The 20,177-nt window shown below is 40.9% G+C and carries 23 protein-coding genes; 16 read left to right on the forward strand and 7 right to left on the reverse strand.

Features of this window, described 5'->3' with window-relative positions:
* Positions 1-24 precede the first annotated feature (24 nt).
* The 3 genes from leuC (at position 25) to CWB78_RS01835 (ending at position 2,758) form a co-directional block, all read left to right on the forward strand.
* Positions 25-1,425, forward strand: coding sequence for a 3-isopropylmalate dehydratase large subunit (leuC, locus tag CWB78_RS01825; protein ID WP_138594015.1), 1,401 nt, complete (start codon positions 25-27; stop codon positions 1,423-1,425).
* Positions 1,425-2,024: a 3-isopropylmalate dehydratase small subunit gene (leuD, locus tag CWB78_RS01830; RefSeq protein ID WP_055012750.1), complete on the forward strand. Its 600-nt coding sequence runs from the start codon at positions 1,425-1,427 to the stop codon at positions 2,022-2,024. The genes leuC and leuD overlap by 1 nt, the downstream gene beginning before the upstream one ends.
* A 137-nt stretch (positions 2,025-2,161) precedes the next feature.
* The gene (locus CWB78_RS01835) at positions 2,162-2,758 is read left to right on the forward strand and encodes a hypothetical protein (RefSeq protein ID WP_138594016.1); all 597 of its coding nucleotides are present in this window, start codon (positions 2,162-2,164) and stop codon (positions 2,756-2,758) included.
* A gap of 65 nt (positions 2,759-2,823) precedes the next feature.
* Here the strand turns inward: CWB78_RS01835 and CWB78_RS01840 are convergent, their stop codons facing one another.
* Positions 2,824-3,204, reverse strand: a complete 381-nt coding sequence (locus tag CWB78_RS01840; RefSeq protein ID WP_010392359.1) for a hypothetical protein — start codon at positions 3,202-3,204, stop codon at positions 2,824-2,826.
* A gap of 95 nt (positions 3,205-3,299) precedes the next feature.
* Here CWB78_RS01840 and CWB78_RS01845 point away from each other — a divergent pair, with 95 nt between their 5' ends.
* Complete coding sequence (locus tag CWB78_RS01845; RefSeq protein ID WP_036980539.1) at positions 3,300-3,743, forward strand: tellurite resistance TerB family protein; 444 nt, start codon at positions 3,300-3,302, stop codon at positions 3,741-3,743.
* Between the two features lie 7 nt (positions 3,744-3,750).
* Here the strand turns inward: CWB78_RS01845 and CWB78_RS01850 are convergent, their stop codons facing one another.
* A complete protein-coding gene (locus CWB78_RS01850; RefSeq protein WP_138594017.1) occupies positions 3,751-4,317 on the reverse strand; it encodes an NADPH-dependent FMN reductase in 567 nt (188 codons plus the stop codon).
* A 117-nt stretch (positions 4,318-4,434) separates the two neighbouring features.
* Between CWB78_RS01850 and CWB78_RS01855 the strand changes: the two genes are divergently transcribed.
* Positions 4,435-5,331, forward strand: a complete 897-nt coding sequence (locus tag CWB78_RS01855; RefSeq protein WP_010392364.1) for a LysR family transcriptional regulator — start codon at positions 4,435-4,437, stop codon at positions 5,329-5,331.
* A 5-nt stretch (positions 5,332-5,336) separates the two neighbouring features.
* On the opposite strand, the gene norR is transcribed toward CWB78_RS01855, so the two are convergent.
* Complete coding sequence (gene norR / locus CWB78_RS01860; RefSeq protein WP_041709591.1) at positions 5,337-6,902, reverse strand: nitric oxide reductase transcriptional regulator NorR; 1,566 nt, start codon at positions 6,900-6,902, stop codon at positions 5,337-5,339.
* 428 nt (positions 6,903-7,330) lie between these two features.
* Here norR and CWB78_RS01870 point away from each other — a divergent pair, with 428 nt between their 5' ends.
* Both CWB78_RS01870 and hmpA read left to right on the forward strand, forming a co-directional pair.
* Positions 7,331-8,563 carry an NnrS family protein gene (locus tag CWB78_RS01870; RefSeq protein WP_138594018.1) on the forward strand — a complete coding sequence of 411 codons (1,233 nt, stop codon included), beginning with the start codon at positions 7,331-7,333 and terminating at the stop codon, positions 8,561-8,563.
* 20 nt (positions 8,564-8,583) lie between these two features.
* The gene (gene hmpA, locus CWB78_RS01875) at positions 8,584-9,765 is read left to right on the forward strand and encodes an NO-inducible flavohemoprotein (protein WP_138594019.1); all 1,182 of its coding nucleotides are present in this window, start codon (positions 8,584-8,586) and stop codon (positions 9,763-9,765) included.
* 7 nt (positions 9,766-9,772) lie between these two features.
* Here hmpA and CWB78_RS01880 read toward each other — a convergent pair whose 3' ends face one another.
* On the reverse strand, positions 9,773-10,426 hold the full coding sequence (locus CWB78_RS01880; RefSeq protein WP_138594020.1) for an endonuclease: 654 nt from the start codon (positions 10,424-10,426) through the stop codon (positions 9,773-9,775).
* A gap of 91 nt (positions 10,427-10,517) precedes the next feature.
* Positions 10,518-11,228 (reverse strand): hypothetical protein, encoded by a 711-nt coding sequence (locus tag CWB78_RS01885; RefSeq protein ID WP_138594021.1) that lies wholly within the window; start codon positions 11,226-11,228, stop codon positions 10,518-10,520.
* 196 nt (positions 11,229-11,424) lie between these two features.
* On the opposite strand from CWB78_RS01885, the gene CWB78_RS01890 reads away from it, so the two are divergent.
* A complete protein-coding gene (locus tag CWB78_RS01890; RefSeq protein ID WP_008114170.1) occupies positions 11,425-11,805 on the forward strand; it encodes a hypothetical protein in 381 nt (126 codons plus the stop codon).
* A 1-nt stretch (position 11,806) separates the two neighbouring features.
* Here CWB78_RS01890 and CWB78_RS01895 read toward each other — a convergent pair whose 3' ends face one another.
* Entirely contained in the window at positions 11,807-12,250 is a 444-nt protein-coding gene (locus tag CWB78_RS01895; protein ID WP_008114168.1) for a PaaI family thioesterase, read from the reverse strand.
* Positions 12,251-12,448: 198 nt separating this feature from the next.
* Between CWB78_RS01895 and lexA the strand changes: the two genes are divergently transcribed.
* The 5 genes from lexA to CWB78_RS01920 all read left to right on the forward strand — a co-directional run bounded on the left by lexA (position 12,449) and on the right by CWB78_RS01920 (position 17,718).
* A complete protein-coding gene (lexA, locus tag CWB78_RS01900; RefSeq protein ID WP_010392379.1) occupies positions 12,449-13,066 on the forward strand; it encodes a transcriptional repressor LexA in 618 nt (205 codons plus the stop codon).
* Positions 13,067-13,542: 476 nt separating this feature from the next.
* Entirely contained in the window at positions 13,543-14,685 is a 1,143-nt protein-coding gene (gene coxB / locus CWB78_RS01905) for a cytochrome c oxidase subunit II (RefSeq protein ID WP_036980527.1), read from the forward strand.
* Entirely contained in the window at positions 14,685-16,277 is a 1,593-nt protein-coding gene (ctaD, locus tag CWB78_RS01910) for a cytochrome c oxidase subunit I (protein ID WP_138594022.1), read from the forward strand. Before coxB ends, ctaD begins: the two co-directional genes overlap by 1 nt.
* Positions 16,277-16,807, forward strand: a complete 531-nt coding sequence (locus CWB78_RS01915) for a cytochrome c oxidase assembly protein (RefSeq protein WP_010392384.1) — start codon at positions 16,277-16,279, stop codon at positions 16,805-16,807. The genes ctaD and CWB78_RS01915 overlap by 1 nt, the downstream gene beginning before the upstream one ends.
* A 35-nt stretch (positions 16,808-16,842) precedes the next feature.
* Entirely contained in the window at positions 16,843-17,718 is an 876-nt protein-coding gene (locus tag CWB78_RS01920; protein WP_138594023.1) for a cytochrome c oxidase subunit 3, read from the forward strand.
* Here the strand turns inward: CWB78_RS01920 and CWB78_RS19100 are convergent.
* On the reverse strand, positions 17,621-17,929 hold the full coding sequence (locus CWB78_RS19100) for a DUF2909 family protein (protein WP_081745118.1): 309 nt from the start codon (positions 17,927-17,929) through the stop codon (positions 17,621-17,623). The two genes, CWB78_RS01920 and CWB78_RS19100, sit on opposite strands and share 98 nt — an antisense overlap.
* 14 nt (positions 17,930-17,943) lie before the next feature.
* On the opposite strand from CWB78_RS19100, the gene CWB78_RS01930 reads away from it, so the two are divergent.
* From CWB78_RS01930 to CWB78_RS01940, 3 genes are read left to right on the forward strand one after another with little or no spacing between them, the layout of a single operon-like run.
* Complete coding sequence (locus CWB78_RS01930; RefSeq protein WP_138594024.1) at positions 17,944-18,684, forward strand: SURF1 family protein; 741 nt, start codon at positions 17,944-17,946, stop codon at positions 18,682-18,684.
* Positions 18,674-19,168 carry a redox-active disulfide-containing membrane protein gene (locus CWB78_RS01935; RefSeq protein WP_138594025.1) on the forward strand — a complete coding sequence of 165 codons (495 nt, stop codon included), beginning with the start codon at positions 18,674-18,676 and terminating at the stop codon, positions 19,166-19,168. Before CWB78_RS01930 ends, CWB78_RS01935 begins: the two co-directional genes overlap by 11 nt.
* Positions 19,169-19,180: 12 nt before the next feature.
* Positions 19,181-20,170 carry a COX15/CtaA family protein gene (locus tag CWB78_RS01940; protein ID WP_054202824.1) on the forward strand — a complete coding sequence of 330 codons (990 nt, stop codon included), beginning with the start codon at positions 19,181-19,183 and terminating at the stop codon, positions 20,168-20,170.
* The last annotated feature ends 7 nt before the right edge of the window (positions 20,171-20,177 follow it).

Below are 20,177 nucleotides of genomic sequence, written 5' to 3' on the forward strand. Positions count from 1 at the left end.
TCAATCAGATCAGGGAGTTAGCAAGTGGCTCAAACTTTATACAATAAAATTTGGCAAGCACACACGGTTGCCAGCATCAACGAGCAAACCGATTTACTTTATATTGACCGTCATTTAGTACACGAAGTGACGTCGCCACAAGCATTTGCAGGTTTACGTGAAAAAAATCGTAAAGTGCGCTGTCCAGAAAAAACCATTGCGACCATGGATCATAATGTTTCAACTAAAAGCCGTTCATTAGATGCAGCCAGCGAAGTCTCTAAAAATCAACTAATGGCACTGGATGCAAACTGTAAAGAATTTGGTATTTTGCTGTACGACCTAAATTCAGTAAATCAAGGTATAGTACATGTGATTGGCCCAGAGCAAGGGATCACTTTGCCAGGCACCACCATAGTATGCGGCGATAGTCATACCTCAACCCACGGCGCGTTTGGAGCGCTTGCCCATGGTATTGGAACCTCAGAAGTTGAGCACGTATTAGCTACGCAAACGCTACAGCAAAAAAAGGCTAAGTCGTTAAAAATTCAAATTAACGGTGTGTTACGCCCAACAGTAACTGCTAAAGATTTAATTATGGCGGTTATAGGTAAACTAGGCACTGCTGGTGGTACGGGTTATGTGGCTGAATTTTGTGGCGAAGGCATAGAGGCGCTTTCTATGGAAGCGCGCATGACGTTGTGTAACATGAGTATTGAAATGGGTGCCAAGGCAGGTTTAATTGCCCCAGATAAAATCACTTACGAGTACTTAAAAGGGCGTCCATTTGCACCAAAAGGCGCTGATTTTGACGCCGCTGTTGCCTACTGGGAAACCTTAAAAACTGATGATGGCGCAACCTTTGACTTAGAGGTAAAGCTAGATGCTGCTAATATTCAACCACAAATCACCTGGGGGACTAACCCAGAGCAAGTGATTGGCGTTGACGAATGTATTCCAGATCCAGACAAAGAAACTGATTTAATTAAAGCTGATGCCATTCGTAGTGCACTTAAATACATGGGTTTAAAAGCGGGCGATAAGTTATCAACTGCCAAAGTAGACACAGTATTTATTGGCTCATGCACCAACAGCCGCATTGAAGATTTACGCGCCGCTGCAAAAATTGTTGAAGGCAAGCAAGTGGTTGCTGGCGTTGAGGCATTAATTGTTCCTGGCTCAGGTTTGGTTAAACAACAAGCAGAAGATGAAGGCCTTGCCGACATATTTAAAGCTGCAGGATTTGAATGGCGTGAGCCGGGTTGTTCTATGTGTTTAGCAATGAATGACGATCGCTTAGGTGCAGGTAAGCGCTGTGCATCTACATCTAACCGTAACTTTGAAGGACGCCAAGGTCGAGGTGGGCGTACACACTTAGTGAGCCCAGCAATGGCGGCAGCGGCAGCAATACATGGCCACTTTGTTGATATTAGAGGAGAAGCCTAATGAGCATTTATTTTAGTGGCTTAATGGCCCCACTTGATAAAAACAATGTCGATACCGACCAAATTATTCCAAAGCAGTTTTTAACTTCAACCAGCCGTGATGGTTTTGATGCTGCGCTATTTTACGATTGGCGTTATTTAGATAATGGCGAGGCAAACCCTGATTTTATTTTGAACCGTCCTTGCTATCAAGGCGCGCAAATACTACTAACCCGCGATAATTTTGGTTGTGGTTCATCACGTGAGCACGCACCATGGGCGCTTAAACAATATGGTTTTGAAGTGATTTTGGCTGAAAGCTTTGCTGATATTTTCTTTAATAACTGTGGTAATAACCAAATGCTTGCTATTGCATTGCCAGCGCAAATATTAGAAGACTTATTTGTGTTAAGTGAGCAGCATGACGATATTCACATTGATGTGGATTTAGAAAACCAGCAATTGCGCAGCAATAAATTTGCGCCAATCAGCTTTGATATTCGCAAAGACGTGAAAGAGCGTTTATTAAGTGGCTTAGACTTTATCGGTGTAACCGAGACCCTGAACCCACAAATTGATGCATTTGAAGCAAAACTTGCTGCTGAGCGTCCTTGGCAGTGAATAGTTTAAAAGATACTAGATAGTAAAACGCGGCATAAGCCGCGTTTTTTATTGCTGTCAGATGCTGTTCATCGTGATTATTGTCTTTGTGTTTGTTTAAACGCTAAGCTAATTTTTTACATGTTTAGGGATACATTATGAAATTATTAACAGCTGCAGCACTAATGCTTGCATCAACCGCTGCAATAGCACGCCCTGCGCCTTTAGTATCAATTCCAAGCCATGATGGCTTTTTTGATAATATTGTTGCCCATTGTGGTAAAGCTTTTGAAGGTAAAGTAACGGTTGATAATGCCACAGGGCCGAGTTCATTTGCCGATAAAAAATTAGTTATGCATGTGCGTAAGTGTAATGAACGTGAGCTACAAGTGCCGTTTCATGTGGGTGATGACGCCTCACGTACGTGGATCATCACAAAAACAGGCAGTGGGTTGAGTCTAAAACACGATCACCGCCATAAAGATGGTACTGATGATGTATCAACTATGTATGGTGGCCATACGCTTGATGCGGGTTTTACTAACATGCAGTCATTCCCTGCTGATCAGTATTCAAAAGAGTTATTTGTTAGCCAAGGCATACCACAATCGGTTGGCAATACATGGCAAATGTATATTTACCCTGAAAAGTTCACTTACCGACTCATTCGCCAAGGTCGCGAATTCCGCGTTGACTTTGATTTAACTAAGCCTATCACACCACCGGCTGCACCATGGGGGTATGGTGTTAACTAATCTTTTTATATTAAAACCACTGGCTGTTTTAACGCTCAGTGGTTTTATGGAAGCATAACGAGGTGTTATTTCTTTGAGGTTTTTTCTGCAGGCATTTCACACTGCACAAATACACTCAGTGGTGGCTGATAAGCGCGTGGTTTAGTTGGAAAGCGCTCATACTCTTGCACGCCTTCAGTTACTTTTAACATGAAAGGGTTATCGCGACATAAACGGTTTGCGTGGCGCAATAAAAACACACTTTGGTTTCTAAAATGTGGATAGTCATCAGACTGTATTTCTAAGTGGTAATTGTTAGTGTCTATTTGAGTTTGCTTGTAATGCACCTTTTCATCAAAGTCATAGAGTCGCTGCATTTCAGTTTGTTCTGCCGACACATTCGAACACGCTGTTAAAAATACCCAGCTAATACTTCCATATATATAATGATTTGCTTTTCTGCTCATAAACCTTTAACTCCATCTTGATTTTGGGTAGTGTGATCAGCATATCTATTACACCCGTTATGATATAAGTCTAACACCCAAAAAGGGGAAATGTGATGTTCAAGCAAATTAAACAGCTTTTTTCGAGTATTGATCAGCAAGATTATGATATTGAACAACATGATTTAAAAACAGCGGTTGCCGCGTTATTAATTGAGGTAATGCGAGCGGATAACGATTTACAGGCAGATGAGCAGCATACGCTAAGTCTGACATTAAAAAAGTATTTTGATTTAACTGATGAAGCAGTCGATGAGCTAACTGAGCAGGCAAGTTCGAGCTTAGATGACGCCATTGATTATTTTCAATTTTCAAAGCAAATTAATAATCAATGCAGTGCAAAGCAGCGCATTGAAATAGTTGAACTACTCTGGCGATTAGCATACTCAGATGGTGAACTTGATCCACAAGAAGAATACGTTATTCGTCGTGTTGCAAACCTATTGTACGTTACCCATGAAGACTTTATTGCTGCAAAGCTTGCAGCAACAAAGTTGTAGCGAATGTTTATTTTAGTTTACTTGCTACGCTAACCAACTGCTGCGCAAGGCCGGCTACTTTTTCAGCGGTAGCAGGGTCGTTAATACGGCCGTTTTCGTCTAACAAAGTATGAATAGCCGGTACAGCTAATTGATTGGCTAATACTAAACTGCCAATGCCAGATAAAATATCACGCACGTGATTTAAGCCACGTAAGCCGCCAAGTCCACCTGGTGATGCTGCAAATAATGCGGTTACTTTATTTGCAAATGCAGGCTCTGCGCCTTGTTCGGTGCGCGATGCCCAATCAATGGCATTTTTTAACACCGCGGTAATAGAACCATTATATTCTGGGCTGGCCAGTAAAATACCATCGGCTGTGCGCAGTTTGTCCTTTAATTGTTGTACGCCGGCTGGTGTGCCTTGTGCTTCTAAATCTTCATCAAACATTGGTATGGCTAAGTCTGCAAGTTTAATCACTTCCACTTCAGCGCCACTTTCTAGTGCAAAACGTGCAGCTTCATTAATAAGTTTTTGATGGAAGCTGTCTTTACGTAAGCTACCTGCTAGGGCAATAATTTTTGGTGTAGTCATGAGTTGATCCTGATGCTGATTGTGTATAGGTATGACTTTAACAAATAATTACTTGCAGAAAAGCCAAATAAACGCAAAACTTGTGTGCATATATGCACAGTTTGAAGAGTGGTTACCATGGCAATTCAATTTGATGATTGGCAAGATCTTAAGGTTGCTTTTGAGGTGGCGCGGTTAGGTACTTTAACTGCAGCAGCCGAAGCGCTAGATGTGCATCATAGCACGGTGCTCAGACGAATTAATAACTTAGAAAAAAGCTTAAATGCGCGATTATTCCACCGCCATGCTCGTGGCTACAAAGTCACAGAGATTGGCGCTAAGTTATTTACCACAGCACAAGCAATTAACGGTGAGCTAGAGCGTTTACACAGTGACATAATTGCAGCAGATAGTACCTTACAAGGTAGTTTGTTACTCACCACTGTGAGTGGTTTTATAGATGTATTAAGTGAGGTATGCGAGCAGTTTCAAACCTTGCATCCGCAAGTGCAATTACAAGTGATTATGGATCAAAAGCGTTTGCGCTTAGACCATGGCCAAGCACATATCGCTGTAAGAGCAGGCCCTAGACCGGATGAAGGTGATTATATTGCGCAGCACTTGGCGGCACTCTCGTCAGGATTTTATGCCTCAAAACATTACATTAGTCGTTATGGCTTGCCACAAACGTTAGCACAACTCTCGGTGCATAATTTTGTATCGGGTGTGGCTGGGTATAATGGCAAAGTGCCTTATTTTTCGTGGGTTGATGAAAATATCCCCTCGTCGCAAGTTAAACTTAGAGTATCAGAAACCTCAGAGGCTACTCGCGCCATCGTTAAGGGGCTAGGGATTGGCGGATTACAACATGATGTTGCAGCGCAATACTCTGATTTAGTGCCTGTATTACCTAACGAACTTAGTTGGCCTACTGACTTATGGTTAGTGACGCATCATTTAGTGCATCGTACTGCGAAAGTGCAAGCGTTTAGTCAGTTATTAAAAACCTATTTTAAGCAGCGTAAATTAAGTTAAAAAAGCTACAACGATTTTTTTATAGAAATACCCAAGCGCTTGGCTAGCCGTGTTAAGTTAGCGCGGTCGACCTGTAAACTACGCGCTGTGCTTGCCCAGTTATAATTATGTTGTTTAAGTTGCTGTATAATAAGCTGCTGAGTGTAAGTATCGGTGGCTTGTTTTAACGAAATGTTGTTTGTTAAAGGTGTGGTTGCAAGCTGGTTTGAGTGTTCAAGAGCTAAGGTGTTAACAGCGCTTAAATTTAGCTCGCAATGCTCTGGCTCAATAGTAATAATTGGTTGCTGCCATTGATGCTGTTTAGCTTTTAATGCGGCGCGATTAATAACATGTTCCAGCTCTCTTACATTGCCAGGCCAGTCATATTTTTTTAGCAGTAATTGCGTTTCAATGCTGAGTTTTAGCTGTTTAATCGCAAGCTTACGAGCTGTTTTTTCCAAAAAATAACCGGCTAATAAAATAACATCTTCATCACGGGCTTTTAACGGTGCCACGCTTAACGGGTACACACTTAGGCGATGATATAAGTCGGCGCGAAATCGCCCCTGTTCTACTTCGTGTTTCAAATCACGGTTAGTGGCTGCAATCACTCTAACATCAACATATTTAAGTTCATCTTCACCAACGGTTTGTACTTCGCCACTTTGCAGTACCCGTAATAATTTACTTTGCATTGCTAGTGGTAGCTCGCCTATTTCATCCAAAAATAAGGTACCGCCATCGGCTAATTGAAACTTACCTTGGCGAGCATTTTGTGCCCCCGTAAAGGCGCCTTTTGCATGGCCAAAAAATTCACTTTCGGCGAGGTTTTCAGGCAGTGATGCACAATTTAAATGGATCAATGGCTGATCTTTGCGTGCTGAATGCAAGTGAATATTACGCGCCACCAACTCTTTGCCGACCCCAGTATCACCTAAAATTAATACACTAAAATTAGAGGCTGCAACCAGCTTTATTTCGTTTTTAAGGGTTTGTATTACTGGGCTTTGGCCAATAATTTCACCACCATCTCGCTTGAGCGCCTCACGGTTTAACGCTTGTACTAATTCACTTGAGTGCTGGGCATGTTGTTTGTAATGGGCAAGCTCTAGGGCTGTTTTAAAGTGCGCACTGCACAAGGTTTGTAAGGTATTAAGCGTATCAGCGGTAATGCCGTCAAACGCATCAGCGTTTAGGCTATCAAAGGTCAAAATACCAAGCAGCGAATCTTTATCATAAAGCGGTAACCCTAAGCAGGCATGCACTGGAATATCACCCGTTTTAGCTAGTAGTAAGCCGTCATATGGGTCTGGGAGCGGGCAGTCATGTGCAAATTGCAGTGCCAAGCGGTGATTACAAATAGCATCAAGGCGAGGATGCTCTGCAATGTTAAAGCGCCTGCCTAAGCTATCAGGCATTAAACCTTTAATCGCTAAAGGCTTTAATTGCTCGCCTTGGCGAATTAACAAGGCGCTAGCATCACTTGGAATAACACGTTCAACCGTGGCTAAAAGTTGCTCGAAACTGTGGGCATGTAAGGTGCTTTGTGCAAGCTCCAAGGCAACTTGAGTCAGGTTGAATTGCTGATTCATGTCAAAATGACCTGTTAGTGTATTTAATTGGTTTTTATAGTAGGTCATAAAGACTCTTTTTGTAAAGTGAAATTAAATAACGCGTTGAATTTAAGAGTTTTATTTAATTGGCATGGTCTGTGTAATAACAAAATAACGAAAGCAGTTATTGGAGTTGTTATGAGCAGTATTTTTTTAGGACAGGTTAATTATTCAGTGAAGTCTAATTCTCTGTATTACCGTGTGCTATCTCATGCAAATAAGATGCTATGTATTAGCGTATTGGGGGTGTTGATTACGCTGTTAATAAGTTATCCCTATGCGGGCTACTTTTCTATACCGGTACAAATTTTTGCACACATTAGCACGATTGTTCTCGCGGCTATTCTCAAAGTGAGTTACGTACTGCGCTGTGTGGCACAGCATGGGCTGGGACAGGAGGTGCGCTAATGAAGCCCATAAACTTAGCCGAACCTATGCCAGCGCAGGTCGCATTTCATCAGGTATCACAATGGTCATTATGGATGTTGGCATTTAGACCCTTTTTTTTAGCTGGTGGATCACTAGCGTGTTTGTCTGTGGGTTATTGGTTACTTATTTTAAGTGGCGATGCACAGTGGTATTTAGTTATGCCTGCTAATTTGTGGCATGCACATGAAATGTTATTTGGTTTTGCGGGCGTGGTTGTGGCTGGCTTTTTACTTACTGCAGCACAAACATGGACCGGTGTTGCAAGTATTAACGGTAAACCATTGATGTGGCTTAGCCTAATATGGCTTAGTGCACGGCTTAGTTTTTTTGTAGTTGTGCCTAGCATTGCTCAGTTTAATGTTTATGCGGTACTGATTTTACAAGTTGTTTGGTGGCTCTCGGTAATTATAGTGTTAGCCAGCATGTTGATAAAAGCGAGCAGTAAACGCAACTACTTGTTTTTATTTATTCTTTCATTTTTATGTACGCTCAATATGTTGTATTTAATACTAGTGCTAAAAAACCAAACGCAGCTAGCGCTTGCAATGGTTGATACCGCAGTACTGGTTATAAGCTTGTTGGTGGGAGTTGTAGCTGGGCGTGTATTACCCTTTTTTACTGCCAAAGGGCTGGGCTTATCTAAGCAGGTACGCACACCAAACATAGATAAAGCTATTTTATACTTATCGGTATTGGCGATAGCATTATTTTTTATTAGTAAATTATTTTTCACTGTAATTAACCCGGCACTAGTTGTGATGAGTGCAGCGTTTTTGCATTTAGTTCGCGGTGTTTGCTGGTGGAACAAGCAAGTCCTAAAAGTCCCATTATTATGGTCGTTACACTTTGCGTATTTAGCTTTAGGTATAGGTTTAATGTTAGTGGCAATCAGTTTTTATAGCAGTGCAATACTGTTTAAAGATGCTCTGCATTTTATCACTATTGGTGGTATCGGCATGATGATTTTAGCCATGATGACACGCGTATCTCATGGGCATACCGGGCGCTCTTTGACTATTCCACATTATATGGCGGTTGCTTTTGCTTTAGTGTTAGTGGCTGGGATTACTCGTTCTTTACTGCCTTTTGTTATTGGGCCACACCTAGCTTGGCAGATCAGTGCTGTGCTTTGGTTACTGGCCTTTTTATTATTTTTAATTCACTGCACTCCTATATTAACGCGGCGTCGTGTTGATGGGCGTCGTGGTTAGTTCACCCATAGGAAACCAAAATGTTATCTGAAAAAACTATTGAGATTGTAAAAAGTACAGCTCCATTACTTGCAGAAGCGGGTACAGCCGTCACCGATCATTTTTATAAGCGCATGTTTAGCCATAACCCGGAACTTAAACATATTTTTAATATGACTAACCAAGAAACGGGTCGTCAGCAATTTGCATTATTTAATGCCTTGGCTGCGTATGCGCAAAATATTGATAATTTAGCCGTGTTAAAAGAGGCATTAGCTAGAATTAACCATAAGCATACCAGCTTGAATATTTTACCCGAACACTACCCTATTGTAGGGGCGCATTTGATCGGCACACTTAAAGAGCTTATTCCTGATCAGTTTACAGCTGATGTTGAATACGCATGGCGAGAAGCTTATAACCTACTGGCTGATATTTGTATTACCGAAGAAGCAGCGTTGTATGCACACAGTAAAAATAATCATGGTGGCTGGGTAGGTACACGGAAGTTTGAAATTACTCATAAACATGTTGAGTCTGAATTTGTAACCAGCTTTATCCTCACACCTTTAGACGGCAAAGCTGTTATTTCCCACAAGCCAGGACAATATCTTGGCATTAAAGTTAAGCCTGAGGGGGCAGAATATGAAGAGATCCGCCAGTATTCTATTTCGCAAAAGAGCAATGCTAAAAACTATCGTATTAGCGTTAAAAAAGAGTGCCAACCACAGCCTGGCGTGGTGTCTAATTATTTACACTCACTAGAGCAGGGCGCACTAGTAGAGCTATACCCACCAGCAGGTGATTTCTTTTTGAAAGATGCAACAAGCCCCGTTGTGCTTATTTCTGCAGGTGTTGGCCAAACCCCAATGATGGCTATGCTGCAAACGCTATTGAGCGACAATACTAATCAAGCGATTAGTTACTTACACGCGTGTGAAAATAGCCTTGAGTATTCATTTAAAGACTACCTAGCTCAGCAAACGGCTATGCATCCACAACTAAAAACCTTAACCTGGTTTAATCAAGGTGGTGGGGGATGTGATTACACAGGTCTTATAGATTTATCTGTGCTTGAAGCATCACTGCCTATTAGCGAAGGGGCATTTTATTTGTGTGGACCAGCTTCATTTATGGCTTATGTAAAAGGCCAACTACTTGACTTAGGTGTACAGAGCTCGAATATTCATTACGAAATATTTGGACCACACCAAGCATTATAAACATAAGTTACAGCTTTTTACTGTCGGTGTTTGCGGCATAAGCATGTTGTTGCCACGCATTAAACAGCTTTTGTTGTTTATTTGATATTTTTAAACCATAAGTTTTTTGCATGTAAGCGTATGCATCGGCAATACGTTTACGTGCATAAACCGGAGGCTCTATAACGCGTTGTTTAAAATTAACCTTAACCTCGCAGCGACCATATTGATTAGCATTTTGGGCTAACATGCCAAAGCGATAGTTTGAACGATCAGCATTAATTTCACCGATTGCGGGAGCTAAATTGTTAATATCAGCTTCCATCATGCGAAACTTTGCACTTACTTTACGGCAATTTTTACGTCCACCATCTTGCCAGCATTGTAACTGATGACCGAACTCCCAAGCGGGTACGATATGTTCCCACTCTATTCGCAGAGCGCGTTGGTTCACGTTACCTGAGCGGGTAAATGTGTTGCGTGGCACATAACCACAATGGGTTGCATCGGGTACTAACTTTTTGCCTTTACGTTTTATGTCGCAACCACAATAGATACTTTTTGCATCCGTTGGTAAGGTTTTAATTAAGTGTTTTTTAGCACTGGAAAAACGAGTAAATTGCTCAGCATTAAGATTAAAGCTGACAACGCAAAGCAATAACGCAAAAATAAAATGCGGCATATCCTATCACTTTAGTGAACTACAGGAGCCGCGATTTTAAAGAGAATAACCTAAATGGTAAATCAGTTTTCTGTACAACCTGCTTAAAAACTCAGGATAGCTTACGTTTTCTTGTTCTTAATCGGATGTTTTGCAGTAATAAAATAAAACCAGTAAAACTAAAAAACACACTGCTGGCAGCAAAGCTAATGAGTAACGGGTTATTAAAATCCTCGCGCTCATCGTAATCCATAATGTGTAACATCCAAAAGAAGTCAAACACTCGCCAAATATTACTGCGAACTGTAATGAACTCGCCGTTATCAGCATTAAAATATAAGCTGGTGCTAAGCATATCGTTAAAATTAACTTGCCAAATATTTTCTTTAAACCCGGCTTCTCTAAAACTGGTTGCCAGCTTTTTAGTGCTTATAACGTTTGCATTAATTAAAAGGTGAGCGTGGGCATTAGTGATTATTTGTGCCTTGCTTGGTGCTGAAAGTGGGTCGCCAGTTGTACCATTAAAACTATAGGTTTTACTCGCTGTAGTTACTGTAATTACTGGGGTATTTAAAAAGTGACTATAATTAATTTGCTGGGGTTGTGGTGTATTCGCAATAATTTTATCAAGTGAGGCTGTGTAATCGACTTGGCTGAAAGGGTTTTCTAGTTGGCGGTTTGCAAGGTGCTTACCGTGTACTTTTTCAAGTGGCATGGCGCTCATAAATAAACCGCCAAGCAGCCATGCAAAAATTTGTATTACCAAAAAGTAGCCTAGCCATTTATGCAGCTTACGGGCTGTTTTAAAAATGCGTTTGTTCATTCGCTTTCTCATTATTATTATTTTTTGCAAGGCACCTAATGGAGCTAGCTACCATTAGGTTAATAGCTGTATTAACCGTTACTTTAATACTTGCAGCTTAATAAAGGAATTAAATAAATTATAAGCTGTTGATTTGGTATAAATGCAAAATTAGGTTAAAGTTTGCGGTGAAATTTAAGTGGGGTAACACAACTGTATGTCGGAAATTCAATTTTTAAATGTAGATCTAGAGCTCGAGTCAAAGCAAGATATTAGCGTATTAGTTGCTGATTTAAAAAAGGTCGCAACCATTTTACATTATGATAAAGACGAATACCGCCAACTGGCACGCATCGAAGTAGCTGGTGAAATAACCACACCTGATAAAGCAATTAATCACTTATGTGAACTAATTGAGTCGTGTTCACGCAATGCATTAAAGCAATGGTTAAGTTGTTCTCGTAGAACCTTTGATATGGGATTTGAGTCGGGTACGTCGCCAAAATGTTTTAATCAGGCCTTGCATGCAGATACCTTGTTACGCATATCTGCAATTGGCGCAGGCATAGAAGTTACTATTTACCCTCTGGAAAAGTAATTTAACCTTTTCGTTCGACTACGGCTGCGGTCATTCTTGATACGCAGCAAAGCTCATTGCGACTATTGGTTATTTTAATATCCCAAACTGAGCTGCGTTTACCAATATGATAAGCCCTTGCGGTAGCCGTTAATGTGCCGTTGCGTGACGCTTTTAAGTGGCTTGCGCTGATCTCTTGCCCAACACAATAAAATCGACTGAAATCAACTACAAAGTTAGCGGCATAACTTGCTACGGTTTCAGCAAGGACCACATTGGCACCACCATGCACTATACCCATAGGGTTATGATGCTCTGGAATTGCCGGCATAGTGGCGACTAAGTAGTCATCTCCAATTTCACTGATTTCAATTCCCATGGTCTTCATGAGCGTGCCTTGGCCAGTGATCCCTTGATCTAATTGCTTACAAAACTCTAATGTAATCGGTTGATGCCAAATACTCATGCTAGCTCCTTGGATAAGTAATTGAGAATTAAAATTTATTAATATGATAATGCGTTGCTAATAATTACATTTATCACCCTGCTTTTAAAGTAGGTTATTGTTTGATGATAACGGCATATAAGGCATTAATTTATATTTGCGATTTTTAAATAACTGTATATACTCACAGTTAATTGTACTGTATGGAAAACCAGTTGTATGCGACCATTAACGAAACGCCAAGCGCAAATACTCGAACTCATTAAAGTGTTTATTAAAGACACTGGTATGCCTCCTACACGTGCCGAAATTGCACAAACACTGGGTTTTAAAAGTGCGAATGCTGCAGAAGAACACTTAAAAGCACTGGCCAAAAAAGGTGTGATTAAAATGAAGCCAGGCGCGAGTCGGGGCATTCAGCTTGTTGAAGAAGAGGAGCCAGAGCAGTTGGGCTTGCCTTTAATTGGCAGGGTGGCTGCCGGTGAGCCAATATTGGCGCAACAGCATGTAGAAAGCCACTGTAAAATTGACCCTTTAATGTTTAAACCTGCGGCCGATTTTTTATTGCGTGTTAACGGTATGAGTATGAAAGATATTGGCATTATGGATGGCGACTTACTCGCTGTACATAAAACTCAAGTAGCTGAAAATGGTCAGGTTGTTGTTGCTCGAGTGGATGATGATGTTACGGTTAAACGTCTAGAAAAAGCCGGCAGAAAAGTATTACTGCATGCTGAAAATGACGAGTTTTCAGCTATTGAAGTAGACTTGGAAAATGAATCTTTCAATATTGAAGGTTTAGCGGTGGGTGTTATTCGTAACGCTGATTGGATGTGATAGTTAAACATAACTTAGCGCTTAATATTGATTAGGCGCTGTTTTTACATGCATTATTTTTGTACGATATTACTTGTGAATCGCTTTTTGTTATTTCAAAAAAATCTCTAAATACTTTATAAATAAACAAATTTATTCTAATTGTTTTAAATCATAAAACTTTATATTTTTTCCGCTGTTATTCTAGCTACCCCTTACCAACTCTGACTCTTAGATTAATTACCTTATTTGTTAATATTTTTTTGCTGCACTTTTTTAAGTAACCCCCTTGTTTATTTTTCATACTCGCCTTGCTTATTGTTTATTTTTTAACTAGTTATTAAAGAGCTGGAATAAAAATAACTCACAGCCTTGTCGTTTTGAGCACACACATTTAGTAACTCCAGCACCCTTATAAAAAATAAAAATAACGAATGGGCGTTTAAGCCGTATGCCTCTTCGCTTTGCGTCAGCAATAGCATCAAAGGAGCCGTCACATGGGTAAGCTGAGTTCTTCCTTGTGGCTTATATTGTTTGTTTTTTCGCAGAATGTGCTTGCTAATAGCCAATATAATATGCGTAAAGGCGTAACCGATATAAGTAATAATGTATACCAACTGCACATGACTATTTTTTTAATATGTTGTGTGATTGGGGTGATCGTGTTTGCCATTATGTTTTGGGCACTCATTCATCATCGCAAATCTAAAGGGGCTGTCCCTGCCCAATTCCATGAAAGCACCAAAGTAGAAATACTGTGGACTGCGATCCCTTTTGTCATATTAATTGTTATGGCCATTCCTGCGACTAAAACCTTAATTGCCATGGAGGATGCCAGCAAAGCTGATCTCACCATTAAAATTACAGGCTCACAGTGGAAGTGGCATTACGAGTATATGGGGGAGGACGTTGAGTTTTATTCCATGCTAGCTACACCTCAAAATGAAATAACCAACCTTGCTGATAAAAACCCGAATTATTTACTCGAGGTCGATAAACCGCTGGTACTACCAATTAATCAAAAAGTACGTTTTTTAATGACTTCAGATGATGTTATTCACTCATGGTGGGTGCCTGACTTTGCCGTTAAAAAAGATGCAAACCCTGGGTTTATTAACGAAACATGGACCAATATTAATGAGGTTGGTACTTACCGTGGGCAGTGTGCAGAGCTGTGTGGTAAAGATCATGGCTTCATGCCTGTTGTGGTAGAAGCAAAAACAGAAGAAGACTTCAAAACGTGGTTAGCAGAGGCTAAACAAGCCAAGCAAAAAGCAGCTGAAGCAGACGCTGCGTTATTAGACCAAGTTGTACCAAAAGAAGAGCTGATGGCGCTTGGTGAGCAGGTTTATATGGCGAGCTGCGCGGCGTGCCATCAGCCAACAGGATTAGGCTTGCCGGGTGTTTTTCCGGCTCTTAAAGGCAGCCCAATAGTCATAGGTGATATCAAAGGTCATATCGATATCTTACTTCATGGTAAACCGGGTACGGCTATGCAGTCTTTCGCAAAGCAATTATCAATCAAGCAAATAGCAGCTGTTATTACCTATAAACGCAACGCGTGGGGTAATGACACTGGTGATGTAATTCAACCGAGCGAGATACAAGCGGCACTGGATGCTGATGGGGAGGCTAAATAATGAGTAGCATTGCAGAACAACCTAATTCCAATGAGGCTCATCATGGCCATCAACCTGCAACAGGCTTTAAGCGCTGGTTATTTACAACCAACCATAAAGATATAGGAAGTTTATATTTAATTTTTTCTCTCACCATGTTTTTGATTGGTGGAGCAATGGCTATGGTTATTCGGGCTGAGTTATTTCAGCCGGGTTTACAATTGGTTGATCCTCACTTTTTTAATCAAATGACCACAGTACACGGTTTAATCATGGTGTTTGGTGCAGTAATGCCTGCATTTACTGGATTGGCAAACTGGATGATTCCGTTAATGATTGGTGCGCCAGATATGGCATTACCGAGAATGAACAACTGGAGCTTCTGGATTTTACCGTTTGCGTTCTTAATTCTGCTAGCGTCACTGTTTATGCCTGGTGGCGGCCCTGCATTTGGTTGGACCTTCTACGCTCCGCTTTCCACCACTTATAGTAACGACAACACAGCAATGTTTGTGTTTGCGGTGCATATAATGGGTATTAGTTCGATTATGGGAGCCATTAATGTGGTGGTAACCATAGTGAATATGCGCGCCCCTGGAATGACGTGGATGAAGCTACCATTATTTGTGTGGACATGGTTGATCACGGCTTTTTTACTTGTTGCAGTAATGCCGGTACTTGCTGGTGCAGTTACTATGGTACTCACCGATAAATACTTCGCGACCAGCTTCTTTGACGCCGCTGGTGGTGGCGATCCGGTAATGTTCCAGCATATATTTTGGTTTTTTGGTCATCCTGAAGTTTATATTATGATTTTGCCTGCCTTTGGCATTATCTCTACGATTGTGCCTACTTTTTCACGTAAAAAACTATTTGGTTATGCCTCTATGGTGTACGCCACTTCCTCGATTGCCTTGTTGAGCTTTATTGTGTGGGCGCATCATATGTTTACCACAGGTATGCCCGTGGCGGGTGAGTTGTTTTTTATGTACGCGACTATGTTGATATCGGTACCTACCGGTGTAAAAGTATTTAACTGGGTAGCAACTATGTGGCGTGGCTCTATTAGCTTTGAAGTGCCCATGCTGTTTAGTATCGCATTTATTGTGCTGTTTACTTTAGGTGGCTTTTCGGGATTGATGTTGGCGATCACACCTGCTGATTTTCAATACCACGACACCTACTTTGTAGTTGCACACTTTCATTATGTACTCGTAACGGGCGCGGTATTTTCTATTATGGCGGGGGCTTATTATTGGTTGCCAAAATGGACCGGAAATATGTTCAATATTACTTTGGCAAAATGGCATTTTTGGTTGTCCTTGGTAAGTGTAAATTTGCTGTTTTTCCCAATGCATTTTGTGGGGTTAGCTGGTATGCCACGTCGAATTCCAGATTATGCACTGCAGTTTGCTGACTTTAACGCCATTATTAGTATAGGTGGGTTTGCCTTTGGTTTATCGCAATTACTGTTCGTTGTTGTTGTGTATAAATGTGCAAAAGGGGGCGATAAAGTGCCTGCAAAAGTTTGGGATGGGGCAGAAGGGCTTGAATGGGAAGTTGATTCACCAGCGCCATATCATACGTTCTCAACGCCGCCGGATATTAAATAATGACTCACTTGCCGTTATTAAAAAAGCTGGTGGTTATTTGCATTGCAATGTTTGCTTTTGCATTTGCCATGGTACCTATATATGACGTGTTTTGCGATATAACCGGGCTTAATGGTAAGCCCTCGTTAGAGCAAGCACAGCAAAGTACCTTGGTTACTGAGAATAGAGAAGTTAGCGTTAGTTTTACCACCCATGCCCAAAGTGGTGCGCCTTTTGAGGTTAAATCTAAAGAATACAGTGTAGATGTAAAACCAGGGGCCATGCGTGAGGTTATGTTTAGCGCTAAAAACAATAGTAATGAAGACAAAGTGATGCAAGCGATACCTTCGGTAGCGCCGGGTAAAGCGGCTAAGTATTTACACAAAATAGCGTGTTTTTGCTTTGACCAGCAACCTTTGAAAGCTGGCGAGGAGTTAGAGTTTAAATTACTTTTTTATGTTGATACTGAGTTACCTAGTGATGTGGAGGAGTTAACTCTGTCTTATACCGTATTTGATATTAGCGAGAAGTTAGTAGCCAGTAATAACTAGCTTATAAAACTAGTGAAAAACTAGGAGCAAATGAAATGAATCAAAAATATGAACATTATTACGTACCTGATCAAAGCCCATGGCCAATAGTTGGGGCAGTTGCGTTATTTTTTATTGCGGTAGGCGCAGCCTTAACCGTAATGGATATGGGCAAAGAGGGTGGTAATGGCGTTTACTTATTATATGTGGGCATAGCTGTACTCCTTTACATGCTGTTTAGCTGGTTTAAAAATGTCATACACGAGTCTGATCAAGGGCTTTATTCTGCACAAATGGACCGTTCTTTTAGGCAAGGTATGAGCTGGTTTATTTTTTCAGAAGTGATGTTCTTCATGGCATTTTTTGGGGCGCTTTTTTATGCTCGCATGTTTTCTGTGCCTTGGCTTGGAGGCGCTGATAACAACGCCATGACAAATGAAGTATTGTGGCCTACGTTTGAAGCCATGTGGCCATTGCTAAATACCCCAGGAGGCACTACGACCCAAGCAATGGGCTGGCAAGGGTTGCCGCTTATCAACACCCTTATTTTGCTTGCCTCGTCGGTAACTTTACATTTTGCCCATGTGGCGATGGAAAATAATAAACGTACCCCACTCAAAGTATGCTTGGGAGCGACCATTTTACTCGGAGTGTGCTTTTTAGGGCTGCAGGTAGAAGAGTATATATATGCTTATAACGATCTTAACTTAACCCTTGATGCGGGCATTTATGGCAATACCTTCTTTTTGTTAACCGGCTTTCACGGCATGCACGTCACCTTAGGAACAATTATTTTATTGGTGGTGTTTTTACGCATTATGAAAGGACATTTCACTAAAGATAAGCACTTTGCCTTTCAAGCTGCAGCTTGGTACTGGCATTTTGTTGATGTTGTTTGGCTGTGTTTGTTTGTATTTGTGTATGTGCTTTAGTGATTAAGGGGGACTGATTTGCCTTAATAAAACCAAGTTTTAGTGCGGCAATCACCATCACTAATACCACAACAGAAAATAACACCCGACGCCCTAAAAAGTGAGACATAGGGCGTCCATTGGTTTTCCCTGACACCATAATTAATAAAGCACGAAATAAATTAAATAATATAAATAATAACAGTAGAACAATAATAATTTTAATAATCACTGGATTTTACCCTTATGCAGTTAGTTGTATTTAACAAACAAAAGCTTAGCTCAATAATAACAATTTGCTTGGTTGTTATTGTGGTATTGGTTTGTGTGCGACTAGGGTTTTGGCAATTACAGCGAGCAGAACAAAAGCAACAGCAGCTTAGTGCCATTGAAAATATACAACAACATGGCGTAATGAGCTGGGCAGAGTTACAACAGCTGCCAAAAGAGTGGAACAAAACCGGTGTATTGGTTTCGTTAAATGGTTATTTTGACACTAATAATTATTGGTTGCTTGATAACCAAATCTATAATGGTCAGGTTGGTTACGACTTACTGGCATTATTAAAACTGTCTGATGAATCACGCTTTTTGTTAGTGAACTTAGGTTGGGTAAAAGCAGAACGTTCAAGAGAAATCCTACCAAACGTAACAATACCTAGTGGTAAATTTACGTTAACGGCACAAATTAAAGAAGATAATTTAAGTGGCTTTACCTTAGCCAATAACAATACTCAGTCGGATTTAGCCAAACGAATTCAACTCATTGATTTACAAGCATTGAGTAGCCAATCTAATCGCCCTTTAGTGAATTTTATGGCTTACCGCCAAGGTCAAGCGGATGAAATTGCTGCCCCTCATTATGAAGCCGTTGTTATGAGTCCAGAAAAACATTATGCCTACTCAGTACAGTGGTTTTTAATTGCGGTTGCCTGTGTGGTGGTCGCTATTTTTGCAAGCAGGAAGAGGATAGATAATGAAAAATAAACCCCTGTTACTCTTTGCTGTGTGCTGCGCTATTCCCTTAGTGCTGGCTTACAGCGCGTTAAAACTTGATTGGCTACCTACAGCAATTACTAATCATGGTGAGTTTTTAGAGCGTGAAATTAAGCTAGACAATTGGCAGCAGCATAATCCAAAACAATGGACTATTGCTTTAAATTATTCAGCACAATGCGAAGAGCCTTGCTCGGAGCAGCTCGCTGCTTTAGATAATTTATATGTTGCCCTTGGCAAAAATCAACACAAAGTAGATATGGCGATAATGGGGAGACCCAAAGCTGCGAAGCCGCATTGGCATATGATTGCTGAACAACAACAATTAAAACCCGCGAGTTTATATTTAATCGACCATATGGGACTGATTGTGCTGGAATATCCATTTAACCCTCAACCACAAGAAAACCGTTTGATACAAAAGGGATTATTAAAAGATCTAAAAAAATTACTTAATTACTCTCGTTCAAGCTAAGTAGAGGCTGCTATGTATAAAAACTATAAAAATTTGGTATTAGCAACGAGTTTATTCGCATTAGTTGTGGTAGCTCTAGGCGCATATACGCGGTTAAGTGACGCAGGGCTTGGTTGCCCCGATTGGCCTGGTTGTTATGGCTTTTTAACCGTACCAAAACATGAAGCTGAGATTGCGCATGCGATTCAAAGCTACCCCGATATGATATTTGAAACAGCAAAGGCATGGAAAGAAATGATTCATCGCTATTTTGCTGGCACGCTCGGAGTATTAATTTTAGTGTTGTTTATTTTGGCTTTTGTAAAACGCCAGTATCCAACTACGCCTGTAAAATTACCGATGCTACTGCTTTTGCTTGTTATTTTTCAGGCCGCGCTAGGTATGTGGACGGTGACTATGAACCTGCAGCCGCTAATTGTGATGGGGCATTTACTCGGAGGGTTTAGCATTTTGGCGTTATTAACGTTGTTGTACTTAAGGCTGACCAGTCAGCCTATTACGGGTGGGGACGCAGGTGCAAAACCTCACTTTAAACTAAGCTTGGTGGCGCTCACGGTACTTATTTTACAAATCGCTCTAGGTGGCTGGTTAGCGGCTAATTATGCCGCGCCACATTGTAATGGTTTGCCGCTATGTAGCTATGCTCAGCCGTTTTCGCTCAGTAGTGTTTTTCAGTTACCGTTAGAGCACAGTAATTATGAGTTTGGCGTGTTATCACAACAAGCGCGTATGTCTATTCATTTACTGCATCGTATGTGGGCATTGGTCACTTGTATTGTGTTGGCACTCGTTATGTGGCGAATATACAGCCATGCCTATTCACAAAAAATCAAAAGCTGCACAGTGAGTGTGTTGGTAGCGTTATTTTGCCAGATAGCGTTGGGGTTAGCTGTAGTATATTTTCACTTTCCGATCAGTGTTGCGCTGGCGCATAACTTAATGGCTGCCATACTGTTATTAACTATGGTTAGGTTATGTTATTACCTAAAAGTCCGTACCTAAAGGGGAA

The sequence above is a fragment of the Pseudoalteromonas sp. S1612 genome (assembly GCF_005887175.1).
Classification (GTDB): Bacteria; Pseudomonadota; Gammaproteobacteria; order Enterobacterales; family Alteromonadaceae; genus Pseudoalteromonas; species Pseudoalteromonas undina.

Coding starts and splice junctions, on each gene's coding strand:
- coxB (WP_036980527.1), top strand. CDS start 13,543: ATGGGTAAGCTGAGTTCTTCCTTGTGGCTTATATTGTTTGTTTTTTCG.
- CWB78_RS01870 (WP_138594018.1), top strand. CDS start 7,331: ATGAAGCCCATAAACTTAGCCGAACCTATGCCAGCGCAGGTCGCATTT.
- ctaD (WP_138594022.1), top strand. CDS start 14,685: ATGAGTAGCATTGCAGAACAACCTAATTCCAATGAGGCTCATCATGGC.
- CWB78_RS01890 (WP_008114170.1), top strand. CDS start 11,425: ATGTCGGAAATTCAATTTTTAAATGTAGATCTAGAGCTCGAGTCAAAG.
- CWB78_RS01930 (WP_138594024.1), top strand. CDS start 17,944: ATGCAGTTAGTTGTATTTAACAAACAAAAGCTTAGCTCAATAATAACA.
- CWB78_RS01835 (WP_138594016.1), top strand. CDS start 2,162: ATGAAATTATTAACAGCTGCAGCACTAATGCTTGCATCAACCGCTGCA.
- CWB78_RS01885 (WP_138594021.1), bottom strand. CDS start 11,228: ATGAACAAACGCATTTTTAAAACAGCCCGTAAGCTGCATAAATGGCTA.
- CWB78_RS01940 (WP_054202824.1), top strand. CDS start 19,181: ATGTATAAAAACTATAAAAATTTGGTATTAGCAACGAGTTTATTCGCA.
- CWB78_RS01840 (WP_010392359.1), bottom strand. CDS start 3,204: ATGAGCAGAAAAGCAAATCATTATATATATGGAAGTATTAGCTGGGTA.
- CWB78_RS01880 (WP_138594020.1), bottom strand. CDS start 10,426: ATGCCGCATTTTATTTTTGCGTTATTGCTTTGCGTTGTCAGCTTTAAT.
- CWB78_RS01920 (WP_138594023.1), top strand. CDS start 16,843: ATGAATCAAAAATATGAACATTATTACGTACCTGATCAAAGCCCATGG.
- lexA (WP_010392379.1), top strand. CDS start 12,449: ATGCGACCATTAACGAAACGCCAAGCGCAAATACTCGAACTCATTAAA.
- CWB78_RS01845 (WP_036980539.1), top strand. CDS start 3,300: ATGTTCAAGCAAATTAAACAGCTTTTTTCGAGTATTGATCAGCAAGAT.
- CWB78_RS01850 (WP_138594017.1), bottom strand. CDS start 4,317: ATGACTACACCAAAAATTATTGCCCTAGCAGGTAGCTTACGTAAAGAC.
- CWB78_RS01895 (WP_008114168.1), bottom strand. CDS start 12,250: ATGAGTATTTGGCATCAACCGATTACATTAGAGTTTTGTAAGCAATTA.
- CWB78_RS01935 (WP_138594025.1), top strand. CDS start 18,674: ATGAAAAATAAACCCCTGTTACTCTTTGCTGTGTGCTGCGCTATTCCC.
- leuD (WP_055012750.1), top strand. CDS start 1,425: ATGAGCATTTATTTTAGTGGCTTAATGGCCCCACTTGATAAAAACAAT.
- norR (WP_041709591.1), bottom strand. CDS start 6,902: ATGAATCAGCAATTCAACCTGACTCAAGTTGCCTTGGAGCTTGCACAA.
- CWB78_RS01855 (WP_010392364.1), top strand. CDS start 4,435: ATGGCAATTCAATTTGATGATTGGCAAGATCTTAAGGTTGCTTTTGAG.
- CWB78_RS01915 (WP_010392384.1), top strand. CDS start 16,277: ATGACTCACTTGCCGTTATTAAAAAAGCTGGTGGTTATTTGCATTGCA.
- hmpA (WP_138594019.1), top strand. CDS start 8,584: ATGTTATCTGAAAAAACTATTGAGATTGTAAAAAGTACAGCTCCATTA.